We start from the raw sequence: 19,400 nt of genomic DNA, 5'->3' as shown, positions 1-19,400 counted from the left end.
CGTCGCAACAAATAGGATAAACCTATTGCATTATCAAATTATTTATTAAAGGAAAAACGATGAAAATAAAAAATCATATCAGATTACTATCTGCATTATTAGTTATCTCTTCTAGCATGAATGTATTAGCAGATAATAGCAAAACAACAGAAAAGAAAAATAGCAATATTATTAATTTTAGTGGAACAGTAACATCAACATCCTGCAATATAGAAAGCCCTAATTCTCTTATCACTTTGCCCGCAATTAATAAATCGGAAATAGTCTCAGATAAAGATTGGGCCAAAGCCAAAAGCAGTACAGGTAGTAATTTTGAAATTAAACTATTAGATTGTGGCAATAATAATGCAACATTAACATTTAACGGCACTGATTTAGCCGGTGAAAATAAAATCATGAAGAATAAAAGCATCACAAATAATAGTGCTAAAGGAGTAGGAATTTTCATTCGTAGTGATGAAGGTAATAAAAATATTATTCATTTAAATGGTAACCAAGCAATAACTAAGAGAATTGAAAATAAAACAGCAACTTATAAATTCCATGCCAATTACGCGAGTTATCTTCCAAATCCAACATCAGGAACTGTCAATACATCAGTAAATTTTACCGTTAAATATTCTTAATTAAAAAAACACAGGATTATTTTATTATGAAGTATAATGTTTATATTTTATTTATCATAATTCTGTGTTCTACTTTTTTTACACAAGCAAATGTAATTTATAGTGGAACACGGTTTATCTATAATGAAGACGATAATGATATTATTATTAATATAAAAAATAAAAACTCCGCTACTGATTATTTAATACAAAGCTGGATCACAAAGGATGAAAATGATAAAAATACACCTTTTATGATTACCCCACCTTTATTTAAATTAAATAAAGAACAATCTGCAATTTTGCGAATTGCCAAAATCACATCAATAGCTCAAACAGATCGTGAAAGTCTTTTTTATATAAATAGCAAAGCGATCCCTATAGCTGAATCAAAAAATAATAGTATTCATATATCAATTAAGTCAGTGTTTAAATTATTTTACCGACCACATGGCTTAACAGAAACAGTTGAAGAAGCGACAAAAAAAATTATTTTTTCTATAAATAATAAAAAAGAAATGATAATAAAAAACAACTCTGAATACTACTTCACTATTATAAATATTTTTTCTAATGGGGAAAAAAAAGAGATCTCAGTCATGCTATCCCCTTTTAGTGAAATTAATATAGGAAAAAATCATTTTGGTACAGCTAAAGTAGGCTGGAGCTATATAAATGATTTTGGTAATGAAGTTAATATTAACATAAAAAATAGCGAATAGTATTAATTATGATAAAGTTATCTCCTATTTCTTTACTCTTATTATTTACGCCCTATGTATATGCAAATGCACTTTACTTACAAGCAATTGAAAACCACAATGGAAATATTGATTTTTCACTCTTGCTTAATGAAAATTTTCTCGAAGGAACCTATAACATAACAATTTATATAAATAACAATAAAAAACAAAATTCTGAGATATCATTTAAAAACAAAAACAATAACTTAACTCCAATAATAACTCTATTTGATTTAAAACAATGGGGAATAAACACCAATTATTACGAGCCTTTAAAAAATAAGTTAGACAACGATATCGTTGACTATGATTTATTAAAAAAATTATTTAATATAAAATTAGAAATTAACAAACAGTCGATTTACTTTAAAGTACCATTAATTGCGATAGAAAAAAACACTTCATATTCCAAAGAAAAATTGGATGATGGTGATAATGCTGCTTTCATTAAATACCACTATCAAGGCCATTATTATAAACAAAATAGTTTAAATGGACAACACATACATAACCTACAGCTATATAATGGAATTAATTTATTTGCATGGCGTTATCGTCAAGATCTAAACTATAATAATAATAATTCTTTTTCTATAAACCAGCAATATGTATATAGGACACTTAGAAATATTAATTCTATTTTAACTATGGGTGATTTCTATGCTTATTCTCCTAACTTAAACACTTATAAAATACTAGGCGTGCAAATCAATAGCGATAATGCAATGAAAGATGGCTCCCTAGTAGGTTATGCACCCATTATAAGTGAAACCGCCTATACCTATGCAGAAGTTAGCATTGAGCAAAATGGAGAAACACTATATAGCACATCTGTACCACCTGGGCCATTTACTCTTAATAACCTTCCCTCTTTAGGTACAAATGGTGAATTAGTATTAATTATAAAAGAAGAAAATGGCGAAGTAAGAAAGAAGAAAATCTGGAATTATTCTTCACAGTATTTATTAAGAAAGAACCAATGGAATTATTACTATACTATGGGTTTAGTAAACAATCCTCAAAAAAGACAGTTTCCTTCTAATAAGAAAAAAGAACTATTAACTCAATTGAATTTAAGCTATGGAGTGAGCAATTATTTAACGACAATGATAGGAGCTGAAAAAAAAGGAGATGATATTAAAGCACTTATTGGAAATACCCTAGGATTAAATATCCTGGGTATAGTCTCATTAGAAAACGCTTGGATTAGAGAGAAATATCATCAACAATATCAGTCCAATAAGATTAATTACCAAAAAGTATTTTCTATGGAAAATACAACTATTTCATTAAACTCATCATTCTACTTTAGATTTAAAGAGAATTATGCTGTAAATAAAGAATATAAGAAATATGATTTAGGATTTCACTTTTCACAATCATTAAATAATAATATTGCTTTAACGTTGGGGTATAATATTGCAACCTATTATCACTCAAAAGAAAAAAGCCAACGACTTTTTATTAATACTAGTTCAAATTATAAAAAACTTTCCTATTCATTAGAGCTAGAGAATAGCAAAGATCAGTACAGCAATAATAATCAATTATCAATTTTTTTAAATTATCCTATTGGTCAAGATCTCTCTCATTGGGTAACAGCAAGGATCAATTATGATAATAGAGAAAAATATTTTCATGAGAATATTTCATTTAGTGGAAATACATTAGAAAATAATCGGTTAAATTACAACCTTAATTTTTCTAAAAATAATAAAGAACACTTAGATTCATCAATGAAAATTAGTTATTTAAGTAGGATAGCCAAACTAAATATAAACTCTCGATTTAATAAAGATAGTTATTCTTTAGGCTATGGACTCAATGGCGGCATTGTGTTTCATAATGGAGGAGTAACTTTAGCACAAGATCTAAATGATAGTTTTGCTATCCTAAATTTTGCAGGTGCTAAGAAAGTAAAAATAATAGGAAAGCCAACAATAGAATCAGACCGAAGAGGTTATTTAATCATTCCTAATTTAACTAGTTACCATAACAATAAGTTCCACATTGATGCGAAATCATTAGATTATAATTATAATATTGATAATTATAGCTATCATTTAATTCCTACTAAAGGAGCTATTATTGCAAAAAATATTAAGATAACTAAAGGAGAAAGTGCTTTATTTACATTTAACCAAAACATTCCTTTTGGTGCAACAGCCTATGTGAAAAATTCTGATGGCACCCTATCCGATATATCCTATGTAAATGAAGATAATAAATTATATATTTCTAATTTACCCATCTTAGGAAAGATTTTTGTAAAATGGGGAAGTTCCAACAAACAACAGTGCTCATTTAACTATCAATTAAATGATAATGAAAAACAAAATAGAATTTATTTTAAAACTGTAAATTGCATTAAAGAGGAATAATATATAAAAATGAAATACATTATTATTTTAATTTATTTACTCTCATTCCATTGTTATTCTGATGAATCAAAATTTAGTAACAATTGCGTTTATGACGATATAAAAGACAATGGTTTTATTCCAGTACATAATATTAGATTTAAAGCTAGTGATATTGATTTAGGTGTCGATATTGGCCAACCTATCGCAGAAATGAGTTTTACTGATGCCGCTCTATCTACGTCAATTCTTCATTGTAAAAAGAAAGTTGATCTAAAATTAATCATTAACGCAAGGCATTATAAAGATGATATTTTCAAAACAAATATTCCAGGAGTTGGCTTTAAGATATCATTTAATAAAACACCTTTTAACTTAGTAGGCGATGAGTTTAATGTAACGCCTGAATATGCAAATGTCTGTAACGCTCAAACTAGAAAAGAAGGATATAAAAATATTTATTGTACTGATAGTTGGCCAAGACTATATATTCAATTAATAAAAATAGGTGAAATCGTTCTAGAACCTCTGAGCGACATATTTGTTATAGATGATTTTCTTGTTTATACATTAGATAATAAAAAATTTACTTATAATAATTTGATTATTGAGAAGCCTCAGAATAAAGTTTGCGAACTTAATATTGAACAACCTAATATTGAATTAGCGCCTGTAGAAAAAAACAGTTTAAGCGATTCAATACCCGCTAATGAAACACATTTTTCTATTGGTGTTATTTGTAACCAAGATACATTAGTTTCATTAAAGCTTGATGCACCTGCTATTTATAAAAGTAGAAATACTAATTTATTAACACTTCTAAATAATGGCACCCCTTCTGGGGTAGGTTTATCAATTAAATATAATGATAATAAATATTATTTAGGTAATGTTATTTATAATAGCGTTCATAGAACACCTTCGACGGAATATACTTTTCCTTTTTCAGTAGGTTATGTGAAAATGAATGAAAACATCTTGCCTGGCAAGGTAACATCACAAATTAATGTAAACTTAGAATATAAATAATTTATTTCCCCTATGAAAAAACATTTAACTCCTATTATCATGTTATTAATATTACTACCTGTGTTTTCTGTAAATGCTTATTATATCTATGAAACTAGCTGTGAATACATAATGGATGATAATAAATCAAAAGAGAACCAAGAAGTTATATTGAAGATATCAAATTGTCCATCAATAATAAAAAACGCTAATAGAATATTGAATATTAAAAAGAACACTGCCATTTCAATAAAAAATAGCGCAATAACATCTTTTATCTTAGACAGTAATAAAGTGGTTTTAGCTGACAATATTAATGATCAATTTACCATTTCAGTACATTATCAATAATAGTAGTATATAAACCCACAATGGCCATAACTCACCATTGTGGGTTTATCTATCAGCTTTAACTTAATGAGATAGACTCAATAGCTTGTAAGATGCGTTTATCAGAGATGGGATAAGGCGTTCCTATCTGTTGAGCAAATAAACTCACTCTTAATTCCTCTATCATCCAACGAATATTTTGTACCTCTTCTTGCTGTTTTTGCTTCTCGGTTAACTTAGCTAACCACTGTTGCCACTGCAAAATGACATTTTCAACTCGGCTCATTTGTGCTCTATCACGGTTAGGATCAATCGCTAATTTCTCCATACGTTTTTCAATGGCACTGAGATAGCGAGGAATATCCGCAAGACGTTTCCAGCCATGGGATGTGACAAATCCGGGGAAAACTAATTGATTAAGTTGTGCTTTAATATCAGATAATGCAAAAGCGACACTAATATCAACCCGCCCTTTTAAGCGTTTATTAATCGCAAATACTTGAGTTAAAATAGACTCAACTTGTTTAGCAATTTCGACAACAACATCGTTTAATTCAGCACGGACATAATCTTGGAGTTTTTGGTATTGCTCTTCTTGCCATATTAATCCCCCATAAGAAGCAATGAGTTTATCAACCCCACAAGCGATACAGTCATCAATCAGATCTAGCACCTTGCCATAAGGATTAAAATAAAGACCTAATTTTGCTTTATTAGGCAATTTTTCATGCAAGTATTTAATGGGTGAAGGAATATTAAGTAGTAATAACCGTCTTATCCCCTGCCACATTGCCGCTTGTTGCTCTGTTTCTGTTTCAAATAGCTTGATACCAACACTATTCTTTTCATCCACTAATGCCGGATAGGCTTTAACTGAATAGCTACCACGCTTTTGTTCGTAGCGTTGTGGCAAGTCACCAAAACTCCAAATATGTAAATCTTGCTGCTCAATACCATCATCTGCTACCGCTGATAATGTTTCTTGAACTTTGTCCTTTAAACGTGCTTTTAACTGATTAAGATCTTTTCCTTCCGCAAGGGTTTTATTGTTGTCACCAACAACTCGAAAAGTCATTTTTAAGTGATCGGCCACTTGCTCAAGTTGCCAACTATCACGTTCGACCGTAACGCCGGTCATTCTACGTAGCTCTTTTTCTAATTTATCGAGTAATTCACCTTCAGGGGTAACCACTCGTTCTAAAAAAGCTGAAGCGTAGTTAGGCGCAGGAACAAAATTACGACGTATAGGTTTAGGTAATGATTTTATTAAGGCAACGACTAATTCATGACGAATACCCGGAATTTGCCAATCAAAACCTTCATCTTTAACCTGATTTAAAATCGGTAATGGAATATGGACAGTGACGCCATCTGCTGCTGTACCTGGCTCAAACTGATAAGTTAAGCGTAATTTTAAATTATCTTGATGCCAATAATTTGGATAATCTAATGCACTAACACGTTTAGCATCTTCTTTGATAAGCATGCTTTTTTCAAAGCTCAGCAAATCAGGTGAATTCTTTTGCGCTATTTTCCACCATTTATCAAAATGGCGGGTAGAGATAACATCTTGTGGTATTCGTTGATCGTAGAATGTAAACAGCGTTTCATCATCTACTAAAATATCGCGACGACGTGATTTATGCTCTAGCTCTTCAACCTCGGTACGTAATTTTAAATTTTCACGGAAAAAAGCATGCCGAGTTTGCCAATCGCCCTCTACCAACGCATGGCGAATAAATAACTCTCGACATAATAGTGGATCAATTTTGCCATAATTTACTAATCGTGAGGCCACAATAGGTAAACCATATAAGGTGACTTTTTCATTAGCCATTACCGCACCCTGTGCTTTTGACCAATGAGGCTCACTATAGTGATATTTAACTAAGTGGGTCGCGATAGGTTCAATCCATTCCGCTTCAATGCGTGCAGCAATGCGCCCCCATAACCGTGATGTTTCGACTAATTCTGCCACCATGGTCCATTTTGGCGGTTTTTTAAATAACCCAGAGCCGGGATAAATAGCAAAACGCGCATTTCTCGCGCCAGTAAACTCTTGCTTATCGCTATCTTTTTGTCCGATATGTGATAATAGCCCACTTAATAAAGCCACATGAATACTTTTAAAATCGGCCGGTTGGCTATTAATTGGAAAACCTAATTCCTTCACAACTTGGCGTAGTTGCGTATAGACATCTTGCCATTCCCTAACTCGCATAAAGTTTAAAAACTCTTGGCGACAGTGTTTCCGAAACTGAGAGTGACTCAACTCTTTCTGCTGAGTTTTTAAATAGTCCCATAAATTGAGTAATGAAAGAAAATCTGAATCTTTATCTTGGAAACGACGATGTTTTTCATCTGATGCTTGTTGCTTGTCCATCGGTCTTTCACGAGGATCTTGAATAGAAAGCGCCGATGTGATCACCATTAATTCTCTAACTGCACCATATTTGCGTGCTTCAAGAACCATTCTCGCTAATCTTGGATCGATAGGAAGCTGAGCTAATTGTTTCCCCATCGGCGTCAAACGATAAGCACCTTTATTATCAGTACCCTCTTGTAAGGCACCCAGCTCTTCTAATAAGCGTACACCATCTTGTATATTGCGTTTATCGGGCGCTTGTACAAAAGGAAATCCGCTAATATCCCCTAATCCTATCGAGGTCATTTGTAAAATAACCGAAGCAAGATTGGTTCTTAGTATTTCAGGATCGGTAAATTGCGCACGGGAAATAAAATCATCTTCAGAATAAAGACGAATACAAATACCATCAGAAACACGACCGCAACGCCCTTTTCTCTGATCCGCAGAAGCTTGAGAGATAGGCTCTATGGGTAAGCGCTGAACTTTGGTTCGATAACTATATCGACTAATACGTGCATAACCCGTATCAATCACATATTTAATGCCCGGTACCGTAAGAGAGGTTTCGGCAACATTGGTTGCTAATATGATGCGTCTTCCGGTATGAGGCTGAAATATCCGGTTTTGCTCACTATTAGAAAGACGAGCAAATAGGGGTAAAACTTCGGTATGACGCAGTTGTAATTTATTTAATGCCTCTGCGGTATCCCTTATCTCACGCTCACCGCTCATAAAAATAAGAATATCACCCGCACTTTCTCGACTTAACTCGTCAATCGCATCAATAATGCCCTCAGTCATATCCTTATCACTATCCAAAGCGTCACCACCAATAGGACGATAGCGCACTTCAACCGGATAAGTTCGGCCAGATACCTCAATAATAGGAGCTTGATTAAAATGCTTAGAAAAACGCTCGGGATCGATAGTGGCAGAAGTAATAATCACTTTTAAATCTGGGCGTTTGGGTAAAAGCTGCTTTAAATAACCAAGAATAAAGTCAATATTTAAGCTACGTTCATGGGCTTCATCGATAATAATAGTATCATATTGTAATAACAACTTATCTTGTTGTAGTTCAGCTAATAAAATCCCGTCAGTCATTAACTTAACTAGCGTGTTATCACCAACATGATCACTAAAACGAACTTTATAACCGACAGACTCACCTAATGTTGTATTTAATTCATGGGCAATTCGCTCTGCGACAGAGCGTGCAGCTAAACGTCGAGGCTGCGTATGCCCAATATAACCTTTTACGCCTCGCCCTAATTCGAGACAAATTTTCGGGATCTGAGTTGTTTTACCCGACCCCGTTTCCCCTGCAATAATAACCACTTGGTTATCTTTGATTGCATTGTAGATAGCCTCTTTTTTCTGGCTAACAGGCAAGTTTTCTGGATAAACAATTTTAGGACAGTGAATTTGTCGATTTAATATACGCTGTTTTGCGACAATAATATCCTGCTCAATCTCGCTTAATACCGCCTGTTTCGACGTTTCTTTACTTATTTTATCAACGCCACGTAAGCGTTTTCTCAATCGTTGCTGATCCCGCAACGAGAGTTGCTCTATCTCTTTGTAGAGCATCGCAGATGATAGTGCCACCTTTTGTTATCCTTTTTGAGGTTTATTTAACCCAATAATATTGTTGCCATGATATCACAACAGCCAATTTGCACATAAAGGGTTGATGAATTTTCTTATTCTATGAATATATATAATCAATAAATTTGAATAGCATATTCAAACGATTATGGTGTGAAATTTTTCAGATAAGATAAAATTTGGTCTATATAAACATAACAGATATTTACCGAGAGAATAAAATGAACAAGCTTCTTGTACTAAAATCCAGTATTTTAGAAAATTACTCGCACAGCAATAAAATGGCTGACTATCTAATAGAAAATTGGCAAAAGCATCATCAAAATGATCTCATTACCCTACGTGATCTGGCAAAAGATCCCATTCCTGTTTTAGATCAAGCCACATTATTTGCTTTTGGCAAAGATACGGCTATGTTATCGGAACAACAAAAAGCCGCTAGAGCACTCTCTGATACATTAATTAATGAATTAAAAGCACATGATATTATTGTGATCACGGCGCCTATGTATAATTTCTCCATCCCTTCTCAATTAAAACACTATATCGATTTTATTGCGCGTGCAGGCGAAACTTTTAAATATACTGAAACAGGGTCAGTCGGATTACTTGAAGATAAGCAAGTTATTGTATTAACGAGTCGTGGTGGGATCCATAAAGGACAACCCTCTGATTTAATCATTCCATATCTAACACAATTTTTATCATTTATTGGTATTAATAATGTACAGTTTATTCTCACCGAGGGTACTGCGCTAGGCGAAGAATATGCCCAGCAGTCACATGCTCAAGCACAAAAAGAAATAGATTTAATAATTAATAAAGAAATAATGATAAAATAAAAATATATCTAATGGCACCTTTAACTAAGGTGCTATTTATTTATAAATATAATTACACAAAAAAAACCTCTGTTTTTTTTAAAAAAAAACTCAACAGATAAATACTTCACTGTTTACCTATACTTTGATATTTAAATCTAACTTACCCACCATATAAAGTATCTATTTCTAATTATTTAATAAATAAATATTTATTATAATTACATATAACTTGTCAGGCTTCACGTAAATAAATATTATTATCTCGCTCTTAATTATGAGCAAATTTGTAACTACAATTAATAATTAAATGGACTTTAAAATGAAAAAATCATTATTTTCACTATTAATTCTATCTACACTTGCTTTATCAACACAAGCTATTGCACAACAGATTCACCTTGGTGGTTATAATATAGATATCCAAGGCAGAGTAATTGACGAGAAACTAACTTGTGTCGTTCAAGATGTTGCTCCAATTCAATTGGATGATGCTTACATTGATTCTTTACTACTTACTCCTGAAAAACGATTTAGTGTGGATTTTTCTGGCTGTACTAATCAAGAAAGAGCAAGAAAAGTCAAAATAGTTGTTGCACGACAAAACACTACTCATTTAATGAATGCTAGTTCGACAGCAAATGATACCAATGCTCGAGTAGCATTATTGGGTTCTACAGGTGAACTTGTTCCACTTAATGGTGAGCGAGAACAACGTACATTTTATTCGGATGTTGCCGGTGATAGTGGTAGATTAGTATTTTCATTAAAATATGATAGACCTGAATCGATTGATGATGCTGTTACCGCAGGTGCTTTCAAGGCTACCTTATCTCTTGATGCTTACATCACTGATAATATCCAATAAAAACAGCCAAAACTAAATATAATTCTGCTTTAATTTTCAACCCAATAAAAAGTCGGGGAAATACCGGCTTTTTATTTATAGGTTAATACAATAAATAACTTATCTAATGGTTTATTAAAAAATATAAGATTATAAATTGGCAAAAATACCATCAAAATGACCTCATTACCCTACGTGATTTGGCAAAAGATCCCATTCCCGTTTTAGATCAAGCCATATTATTTGCTTTTGGCAAAGATACGGCTATATATAATTTCTCCATCCTCTCTCAGTTAAAACATTATATTGATTTTATTGCGCGTGCAGGCGAAACTTTTAAATATACTGAAACAGGGTCAGTCGGATTACTTGAAGATAAGCAAGTTATTGTATTAACGAGTCGTGGCGGTATCCATAAAGGACAACCCTCTGATTTAATTATTCCATATCTAACACAATTTTTATCATTTATTGGTATTAATAATATACAGTTTATTCTCACCGAGGGTACTGCGCTAGGCGAAGAATATGCACAACAGTCACATGTTCAAGTACAAAAAGAAATAGATTTAATTATTAATAAAGAAATAATGATAAAATAAAAATATATCTAATGGCACCTTTAATCAAGGTGCTATTTTTTATAAATATAATTACACAAATAAAACCTCTATTTTTTTTTAAAAAAACCTTCAACAAATAAACCTTTCACCTTTTACCTATAAGTTAAAATTTAAATCTAACCAACCAAACACAAAAAACATATTTCGCTAATCATTTAACAAAATAATACTAATCATAATTATATATAACTTGTCAAATTTCACGTAAAAAAATATTATTATCTTGCTCTTAATTATGAGCAAATTTGTAACTACAATTAATACTTAAATGGACTTTAAAATGAAAAAATCATTATTTTCACTATTAATTCTATCTACACTTTCTTTATCAACACAAGCTATTGCACAACAGATTCCCCTTGGTGGTTATGGTATAGATATCCAAGGCAGAGTAATTGACGAGAAACTAACTTGTGTCGTTCAAGATATTGCTCCAATTCAATTCGATGATGCTTACGTTGATTCTTTACTACTTACTCCTGTGAAACGATTTAGTGTGGATTTTTCTGGCTGTACTAATCAAGCAAGAGATAGAAAAGTCAAAGTAGTTTTTGCACAACAAAACACTAGTCATTTAATGAATATTGGTTCGACAGTAAATGATACCAATGCACGAGTAGCATTATTGCGTTCTACAGGTGAACTTGTTCCACTTAATGGTGAGAATTCAGAACGTACATTTTCTTCGGAGGTTGCCGGTGAACATGGTAGCTTAGAATTTTTATTAAAATATGATAGACCAGAATCGCTGGATGCTCTTATTACCGCAGGTGCTTTCAGATCTACCTTATCTCTTCATGCTTACGTCACTGATGATATCGAATAAAAAAGGCCAAAATTAAATATAATTTTGCTTTAATTTTTAGCCTAATAAAAAGTCGGGGAAATACCGGCTTTTTATTTATAGGTTAATATAATAAATAACTTAACTAATGGTTAATTAAAAAACATATGATTAAAAAATATATTGTTTATATAATATCATTTGTCTTTACATTCTCATGTTATGCTTCTATTCAAATTAATAAGGATAGATTTTTTTATAAAGAACAAGATAAGGAAATTCTATTTAACATAAGAAATAAAAGCGAACAAAAAACCTATATTATTCAAAGTTGGGTATCACACTATAACAAAGAAGATAATAGTGAGGCACCATTTATCATTTCTCCTAGTTTAATAAGATTAGCACCCAATGAAAATTTTACATTAAAAATTATCAAAACGGATGATATAAAAGAAATCAACCAAGAATCTGTATATAGAGTAAATATAAAATTAGTTCCAGTTATAGATGATGAGATGGCTGATAAAAACCTGCTCCTTATCTCTTTAAACTCAATATATAATCTTTTCTATACACCTAGCAATATTATTAACAAAAGTGATAATAAAGATATTAATTTTTTTATTAATGATGAAAATTTTATTAAAATAAACAACCCCACTCCTTATTTTATTACCATAGCAGAAGCAAAGGTAGATAACATTGATATATTAAATGAGCGAATAACCCTATCGCCATTTAAAAATTACAGTATAAAAAATAAAAAAATAACTAAAAATATTAAAGATAAAAAAGTACATTGGAAGAGAGTCGATGAGTATGAGCAGACTATCATTGCAACCCCAAAGGAACTTATTTATGAGTAAGATAAGTTTTAGACTAAAAACATCTTTGCTATTGATATTAAATGCATACCCTTTCTTTTCTATTGCTAACAATAATATTCATTCTCTATATAAAAGTGTATTGTCAAATATTGATAATAAAACCATCGGCAAGTTATTAAATAATGAACATCCTGATGGTTATTACTCAACAAATATTTATATCAACGAAAATAAAAAAGAAACCATTATTTTATATTATGAAAATAAAGACGGTATATTAACACCAAGGATTAATGTTAATGATTTAATTCGTTTAAATATTGATCCATCTTTTTATAATATTCCTATTGATTTAAGTTCTGATTTGTTATTAAGCGATTACAATATTGATTTTAAATATAATTTCTCCTCGCAATCATTATATTTAACTATTCCACAAAAAGCCTTAGATAATAAAAAAAATATGCTTGCTAGCCAAGTTTTATGGGATGATGGTGTCCCTGCTTTGTTTAGCTCATATTCTTATTTTGGCAAATATAACAATCAAAATAAGATAGAACACAAAATCAGTTTTAACTCAGGTGCTAACTTAGGTGCTTGGCGAGTACGTAGTAAAAGTTATTATCATCATACGCATAAGCAACAGCAATTTAAGCTATACTCATTATATGCTTATCATCAATTAAATACGCTGTTGGCAACGCTTAATGTGGGGGAATTTCGACCAACCAGTAGAATGTTATCAACAGATAAATTAATTGGATTTCAACTTATATCTAGTAATTTGCTCTCTGGTAATGATCTCTATATGAATAGTCCTATCATAGAAGAGATTGCAGAATCTCATGCTGAAATTAAAGTGAAACAACAAGGAAGAACCATTTATGAAACTATTGTTCCTCCTGGGCCTTTTATTTTAAACGATCTACCTGTTATAGGTAGCAATGAATTGGTATTAGAAATAAAAGAAGCAGATGGACGTATAAAAAAAAGTACTCATTACTTTACTACAATGCCAAACCAATTAAAAAAAGGTCGTTATCAATATAATTTTATTTCTGGATATTCTTATGATAGATATAACCAGTTTAATAATCAAAATAATAACCCTATTTTTTTACTGGGTGAGTTCTCCTATGGTATTAATCAAAAAATAACCGCTTATGGTGCAATTAGAAAGAAGCTGAATAGCAATACTTTCTTTTCAGGATTATCATTAGATTTAGGACGCTGGGGGGGAGTAGCCAGTGATATTAGTTATTTTGAACACAATAATCTATTAAAATACCAGTTGCGCTATAATAAACGATGGAGCAATATTGGTACTTCTTTAAATATATCTTCTAGCCATTATCAATCAATAAAATCTGATAGTGTTAGCATTAGAAAAAGTCAAACAGACAACATAAAAAATAGCTATACAATTTCTCTCTTTCAACCGATTAAATCTTTCGGGACATTTTCTATTGGTTATCATCAAAATTCTTATGCCAAAAGAAAAAATGACTTTACAATCAATACTTCTCTATCATCTTCTATAAAAAAAATGAATTATAGTATAAAATATCAATATAAAAATGAAAAATATTATAATGACAATCATTTTTCTTTAAATTTTAATATTCCACTAACAAATAGCTCTCAATCCTATCATTGGGTAAGCAATCAATTTGATTATCATCCAAACAATAAAGGTTATATAAATAGTACGACTATAGGTGGAAGTTTATTAGAACACTATCGCTTAGGCTATTCTATTAATTACCGACGGGATTTTAGCCACCCAAATGCTGGCTATCATACTTCAGTAAATACTCAGTATAAGGGGAGATATCAATCTTATTCTATTAATACAACTAAATCGTCTAATAATAAAACCAATTTAAGATTAGGGATTAATGGTGCAATAGTGTTACATCAAAGTGGAGTAACTTTGGCACCTGACTTAGGTAATACTTTTGCTATTGTAAATACGAATGGCATTGCCGGAATTAAAACTAATCGTTCTTCACAAGCCATTACAGACAATAACGGTAATTTAATATTACCGCACATCATGCCATATCGTAAAAATACTATTGGACTAAACATAAATTCGTTACCTGAGTTTAGTAATACTAAAACTCAAAGTAAAATCATCGTACCTACTTTAGGTGCGGTAGCAAAAATCAATTTCCCTATAAATAGGGGCTATAATGTTTTATTTACCTCAAATACACCAATTCCTTTTGCTGCCAATGTAATGGCATTTGATGATAATAATAATCTCATTTCTAGTGATTCTGTCTATGACCACAATAGAATATTCCTCTCCGGAATAAAAGAAAGCGGAACGGTACAAGTAAAATGGGGAGATACAGAGGAGCAACAATGTTTCTTCCATTATAACGTAAAAAATGAAAGTAAAAATAATTCAATTATTAAGAAACAAATTTATTGCCAATAATGAATAATTTTTATTCTTGAATATTTATGTAAGGTGTTTCTATGAAATCAATAAATATAACATTTTTAATTCCTCTACTATTACTATACTTCCCTTTTATTGCTTTATCTGATAATAGAAGAGGTAGTTTACCAGCGCCAATAAGTTGTAGCTTTGACATACCTAATAGCACTAAAGTTAGAAGTATACGTCCTGATTCTTTCCCTAGCAATTATGCAGGAACCTTAGCTAATGACAGATATTCTAAAAGAATTGCTATAGTTTTTAGTCTTTGTTCAGAAAAGAATACTAAAATAACTTTACGTATTGATAATACAAATATTGATTTTAATAATGGTTACCTTATCAACGATGTAACAGGCTCTGAAGCAAGTGATAATGTGACATTCCAATTAATTGATGATGAAAATAATCCTATTGATTTAAATCAGAAAAATACATTCACTAAAACTATTGATGAAAGTGGTACTGCTTATTTTAATTTCTTTATAAATTATGTCAAAAAAGATAATCTTCGCGCAAAGCCAGGGTATATATCTTCTCGTATTACGTTCATTGTGGAAGCAAAAGATCAGATTGTTGAAAATGATAATGAATTTGCGGGTGTAGAAAACAGAGTACTGTAGTGATAATAAGTATTATCACTATATCAACGCTATGAGAATAATTTAGTCTCTCTTTTATCGCTACTTGGGTAGTGGATATTATTTCTTAATCCACTGCCCATTAATTCCTTTAACAAACTCACCTGAATTGGCTCTTGCCACTAATTTTTCACCCGCTAAACGGGCAACAGATTCAGGAGTCACTTGATTGGTTTTAGCAATTTCAGCATATTTGGCTTTTCTGGCTTGATTGATTTCATTCACCAATATTTGAGCTTGCTTATGGTTTGGTTGCACTAACTCAACATAACCACTAAAAGTTTCCCCTACTAAGCCTTGCGCGCGCGCCTCATCAAGTGTTAAAGCAACGGCATTTGAACTAATCAATGCTGTGATTAATGCAAAACTAAAGAGATATTTTTTATAATTCATTATTCACCCCAGCGTTAGAATATAGCACTATTGTTTTTCAGCAAGTCTTCAACTTGGCGATCTATTTTGACATTAATTTCATGTTCAATCTTAACGTTCATATTAATGTTTATCGGTTTTTCCGGGGTAGCAACCTCTAATCGAATACATCCAGTGAGTGCTGATATGCCGATAGTGAAAATAACAAATAAAAATAGTCTTTTTAAAAATAATAACATCATTCTGACTCACTCCCTAAATCGGATAGGCTCTTTTCTAACCACTCTTCCAATTGCGAACCAAATCGCAAGCTACGCCATAACTGAAAAATATTTTCTTGATGGCGATAATTAAGATTTACTTGTCGCCGTTTGTCTTCCAATGGATTTTTCCCTTGGATTTCCGCTTCAAGCACTAATTCACCTAGGTTGCTTAAATTAACCCGCGTCCAAGAGCGGCTAATCTCTAAATATCGTAACCATGCCATAGCGACACCGGCTGTCATATTGCTATCATCAATAGAGTCAACAAAATCTTTATCAAGCCTGAGGGTTAAGTACGATGAATTAGCCAGCCACCCATCTTTCACTATCCACTGATTGTTATTGATAAAGAAAGGTAATTCGCCACTTACTTTACCTGATGCGGCAAATTGGGTCACCTTCAATAAAGTGAAAAGCCGACTTAACTCTAGATTATCTAATGAGATAATCGCCGCTTCATGCTGTGGTAATGCTAATTTTGCCATAGAAATAGTGCCATCAAGCATAGCAACCTTGACATTAGATAAGACTAAAGGTTTTGCTTCTGTAATAGGGTAAAATCCTTGCAGATCGGCGGTAATGTCTGTCATTTCAAATAAATTATTGACGCGCTTAATCCGTAATTGCACTGGCTGATTTACACCTAGTTGCCATTCATCACCGTTTAAACGCCAAGGTAAAATAAAATCGAGTCCTTCTAATACGCCATCTTTTAGCCACATGCTGCCTTGCTTAACTACTAAATGTCCACCAGCAACTAAACCTTGTTGAGGGGCAATAGAAAAGTCAGCTTGTGTATAAAATTCGCCATTATCTAATGTGATGCCTAATTTTTCTGGCAATAAAGATTGAAAGGCATTGATTGGTTGTGCAGGCCAACGCATCTGCCCTCTTAGCCTTTCACCATCCCAACGTGTATTAATCGTTATCGGTCCAATATTTGGCTTGGCATTGAGCTCGCCTTTCATATTAAAACGAAAAGGAGATTGACCTTTTACACTGGCAATAAAGTCAGCTCTATCTAAGAATCCCCCCGCAGGAAAATCGATTCGTTGACTGGTTAACTTCAATTTTCCTTCAAATAATGGGTTTTTATCGTCTCTTAACCAACGAAATGGCGTTAAGAGCGTCAATCTGGGTGCTAACATACTGGTATGCTGATAAGTTAAAACATCAAATCCGGTATTTAATGTCTCAAAACTCACCATGTTATCTACCCAAGAGCCAGTTCCAGCGATATCCCAACGCGCTTTTAATGGCAATAAATTGCCCTCTCCCCAATAACGCCATTGCCAATTGCCCTGATCAGGTAAGAAATCGGTCGAACGTCCAGCAAAATGGACCCGATAATCTCCCCAAATAGTATCTTCAGCTAACACAATCGCATTTAGGTGACCATTAAATCCTTTGGAAGATAATGTTGAGCCAGCCAGTGGTAAACGAGCATCTTTTACCGTCAGCGTTTCTGTTAGTTGTCCTTTAAAGCGTAATAGTGACCCGGGCTGAAATTCGATAGTAGGATCTGTCAACATACCGGTCACTTTAACGGGAAGTTGTGCACTGGCTTGCATGAGATCTTTATTTACAATTCCTGTCAATTGAATAGGTATATCAGCATCTAACCAGTTAATCGCCGTTTCAGGTATCGTCATCACTAAATTCCCTTTTCCTGCATGCCCTTGCGTCATAACATTTAAGCGCGCAGTTAAGCGTAATCCCGTTAATCCTTGCTGCCACTGGGCAATGTTGATATTCACACCACCACGTAAGGGTTGATCAAGCCCAAACCATTCCCAACGCCCTTTTTCTATCGTGATATTTTCTGCAGTTACATTCCAAGGCAACACAGCTAACGCTTGCCCTCCGCCTTGTTCAGCAATAGAAATAGTACCGCTATTCCCCTGCCATTGAGCAATAAAGACTAATGGGTAAGCATAATGGGATGTTAACAATGTTGTGCTGATAGAACCATTTTCTGGTAATGAATCAACATTAAGGGGTAACGCTATTTCAGCCGCCAGCTCTATCTGATTATCGTCAGGTAAATTAATCTTTAATTGTTTAATATCTAACCATTGATTATCACGGATCAGCGCTTGTATCTGCGTATTATCTCCCTGATAGCTGATTAATCGCCCATTTGTATCACTTTTAAGCTGAAAATGGCCGTTATAGCGCTGATTATCCATTAAAGAAACATGATTAATATCAACCGATAAGCGAGGAATAGTAGCTAATAACGCATGAATATCGAGAGGAACTGCTGCGGTCTCTTTTTTATCTGCAAAAGATAATTGTGAAAAACACCCTTCGTTAATAGTAAGTTGTTGACTATTAAATGATAGGCTATCAATTTGCTGTTTTTGATAGTTAAACGTAAATTGCTGCACATTAGCCAAGGTACAGCTATCACTTTTTAATGCGATATCATCAATAAAAACACCCCATTGTTGTAACCTAGGTTGTGTTAAAGAGAGTGAAACACCTTCAGGTAAATAGCTTTTAGCCACAACAGGTAACCAACGTGGAATGGTGAGCCACAAGGTCGTGCTAACTGCACCGACACCCAGTAGTATCATCCCTGTCCATTTGATTGTTTTCTTTAACAACACCTCATTTTCCTTTTGATCACATTAACCACATTCCGAACATCCACTTTACCCATTAAATTGTTTATAATAATAGTATTAAATGCTTCTCTATTGGGGTTAGATAATTCTTGTTTTCTCACTCTCAAAATAAATTTTA

General features: G+C 32.6%; 15 protein-coding genes. 11 read left to right on the top strand and 4 right to left on the bottom strand.

From position 1 onward, the window contains the following. The first annotated feature begins 59 nt into the window (after positions 1–59). The 4 genes from AACQ49_RS08360 to AACQ49_RS08345 are packed head-to-tail and all read left to right on the top strand — an operon-like array spanning position 60 to position 4,737. Positions 60–626 (top strand): fimbrial protein, encoded by a 567-nt coding sequence (locus AACQ49_RS08360; RefSeq protein WP_135092044.1) that lies wholly within the window; start codon positions 60–62, stop codon positions 624–626. 26 nt (positions 627–652) lie between these two features. Continuing rightward, positions 653–1,327, top strand: a complete 675-nt coding sequence (locus AACQ49_RS08355; RefSeq protein WP_004248012.1) for a fimbrial biogenesis chaperone — start codon at positions 653–655, stop codon at positions 1,325–1,327. A gap of 8 nt (positions 1,328–1,335) precedes the next feature. After that, entirely contained in the window at positions 1,336–3,729 is a 2,394-nt protein-coding gene (locus AACQ49_RS08350) for a fimbria/pilus outer membrane usher protein (protein ID WP_161778982.1), read from the top strand. Between the two features lie 9 nt (positions 3,730–3,738). Continuing rightward, a complete protein-coding gene (locus AACQ49_RS08345) occupies positions 3,739–4,737 on the top strand; it encodes a fimbrial protein (protein ID WP_161778981.1) in 999 nt (332 codons plus the stop codon). A gap of 388 nt (positions 4,738–5,125) precedes the next feature. Here AACQ49_RS08345 and hrpA read toward each other — a convergent pair whose 3' ends face one another. Next, on the bottom strand, positions 5,126–9,022 hold the full coding sequence (gene hrpA / locus AACQ49_RS08340) for an ATP-dependent RNA helicase HrpA (RefSeq protein WP_161778980.1): 3,897 nt from the start codon (positions 9,020–9,022) through the stop codon (positions 5,126–5,128). Positions 9,023–9,243: 221 nt separating this feature from the next. On the opposite strand from hrpA, the gene AACQ49_RS08335 reads away from it, so the two are divergent. The 7 genes from AACQ49_RS08335 to AACQ49_RS08305 all read left to right on the top strand — a co-directional run bounded on the left by AACQ49_RS08335 (position 9,244) and on the right by AACQ49_RS08305 (position 15,999). After that, positions 9,244–9,864, top strand: coding sequence for an FMN-dependent NADH-azoreductase (locus tag AACQ49_RS08335; protein ID WP_004242810.1), 621 nt, complete (start codon positions 9,244–9,246; stop codon positions 9,862–9,864). Between the two features lie 301 nt (positions 9,865–10,165). After that, positions 10,166–10,711 (top strand): fimbrial protein, encoded by a 546-nt coding sequence (locus AACQ49_RS08330; RefSeq protein ID WP_223302925.1) that lies wholly within the window; start codon positions 10,166–10,168, stop codon positions 10,709–10,711. A 179-nt stretch (positions 10,712–10,890) separates the two neighbouring features. Further along, a complete protein-coding gene (locus tag AACQ49_RS08325; RefSeq protein ID WP_202611295.1) occupies positions 10,891–11,292 on the top strand; it encodes an NAD(P)H-dependent oxidoreductase in 402 nt (133 codons plus the stop codon). 301 nt (positions 11,293–11,593) lie between these two features. Continuing rightward, positions 11,594–12,139 (top strand): fimbrial protein, encoded by a 546-nt coding sequence (locus AACQ49_RS08320; RefSeq protein WP_237612810.1) that lies wholly within the window; start codon positions 11,594–11,596, stop codon positions 12,137–12,139. A 125-nt stretch (positions 12,140–12,264) separates the two neighbouring features. Then, positions 12,265–12,966: a fimbrial biogenesis chaperone gene (locus AACQ49_RS08315; protein WP_049218787.1), complete on the top strand. Its 702-nt coding sequence runs from the start codon at positions 12,265–12,267 to the stop codon at positions 12,964–12,966. Then, complete coding sequence (locus AACQ49_RS08310; RefSeq protein ID WP_012367891.1) at positions 12,959–15,373, top strand: fimbria/pilus outer membrane usher protein; 2,415 nt, start codon at positions 12,959–12,961, stop codon at positions 15,371–15,373. Before AACQ49_RS08315 ends, AACQ49_RS08310 begins: the two co-directional genes overlap by 8 nt. 41 nt (positions 15,374–15,414) lie before the next feature. Continuing rightward, entirely contained in the window at positions 15,415–15,999 is a 585-nt protein-coding gene (locus tag AACQ49_RS08305) for a fimbrial protein (RefSeq protein ID WP_004242805.1), read from the top strand. A gap of 78 nt (positions 16,000–16,077) precedes the next feature. On the opposite strand, the gene AACQ49_RS08300 is transcribed toward AACQ49_RS08305, so the two are convergent. The 3 genes from AACQ49_RS08300 to AACQ49_RS08290 are packed head-to-tail and all read right to left on the bottom strand — an operon-like array spanning position 16,078 to position 19,264. Beyond that, positions 16,078–16,410 (bottom strand): YdbL family protein, encoded by a 333-nt coding sequence (locus tag AACQ49_RS08300; protein ID WP_004242804.1) that lies wholly within the window; start codon positions 16,408–16,410, stop codon positions 16,078–16,080. A 14-nt stretch (positions 16,411–16,424) separates the two neighbouring features. Continuing rightward, on the bottom strand, positions 16,425–16,631 hold the full coding sequence (locus AACQ49_RS08295; RefSeq protein ID WP_004242803.1) for a YnbE family lipoprotein: 207 nt from the start codon (positions 16,629–16,631) through the stop codon (positions 16,425–16,427). Continuing rightward, positions 16,628–19,264 carry a YdbH family protein gene (locus AACQ49_RS08290; RefSeq protein ID WP_088207203.1) on the bottom strand — a complete coding sequence of 879 codons (2,637 nt, stop codon included), beginning with the start codon at positions 19,262–19,264 and terminating at the stop codon, positions 16,628–16,630. The genes AACQ49_RS08295 and AACQ49_RS08290 overlap by 4 nt, the downstream gene beginning before the upstream one ends. Positions 19,265–19,400: the final 136 nt, after the last annotated feature.

Origin of the sequence: Proteus sp. G2675, from assembly GCF_963886535.1 — a bacterium.
GTDB classification, from domain to species: Bacteria; Pseudomonadota; Gammaproteobacteria; order Enterobacterales; family Enterobacteriaceae; genus Proteus; species Proteus mirabilis.
This window is presented reverse-complemented; position numbering and strand designations above follow the sequence as displayed.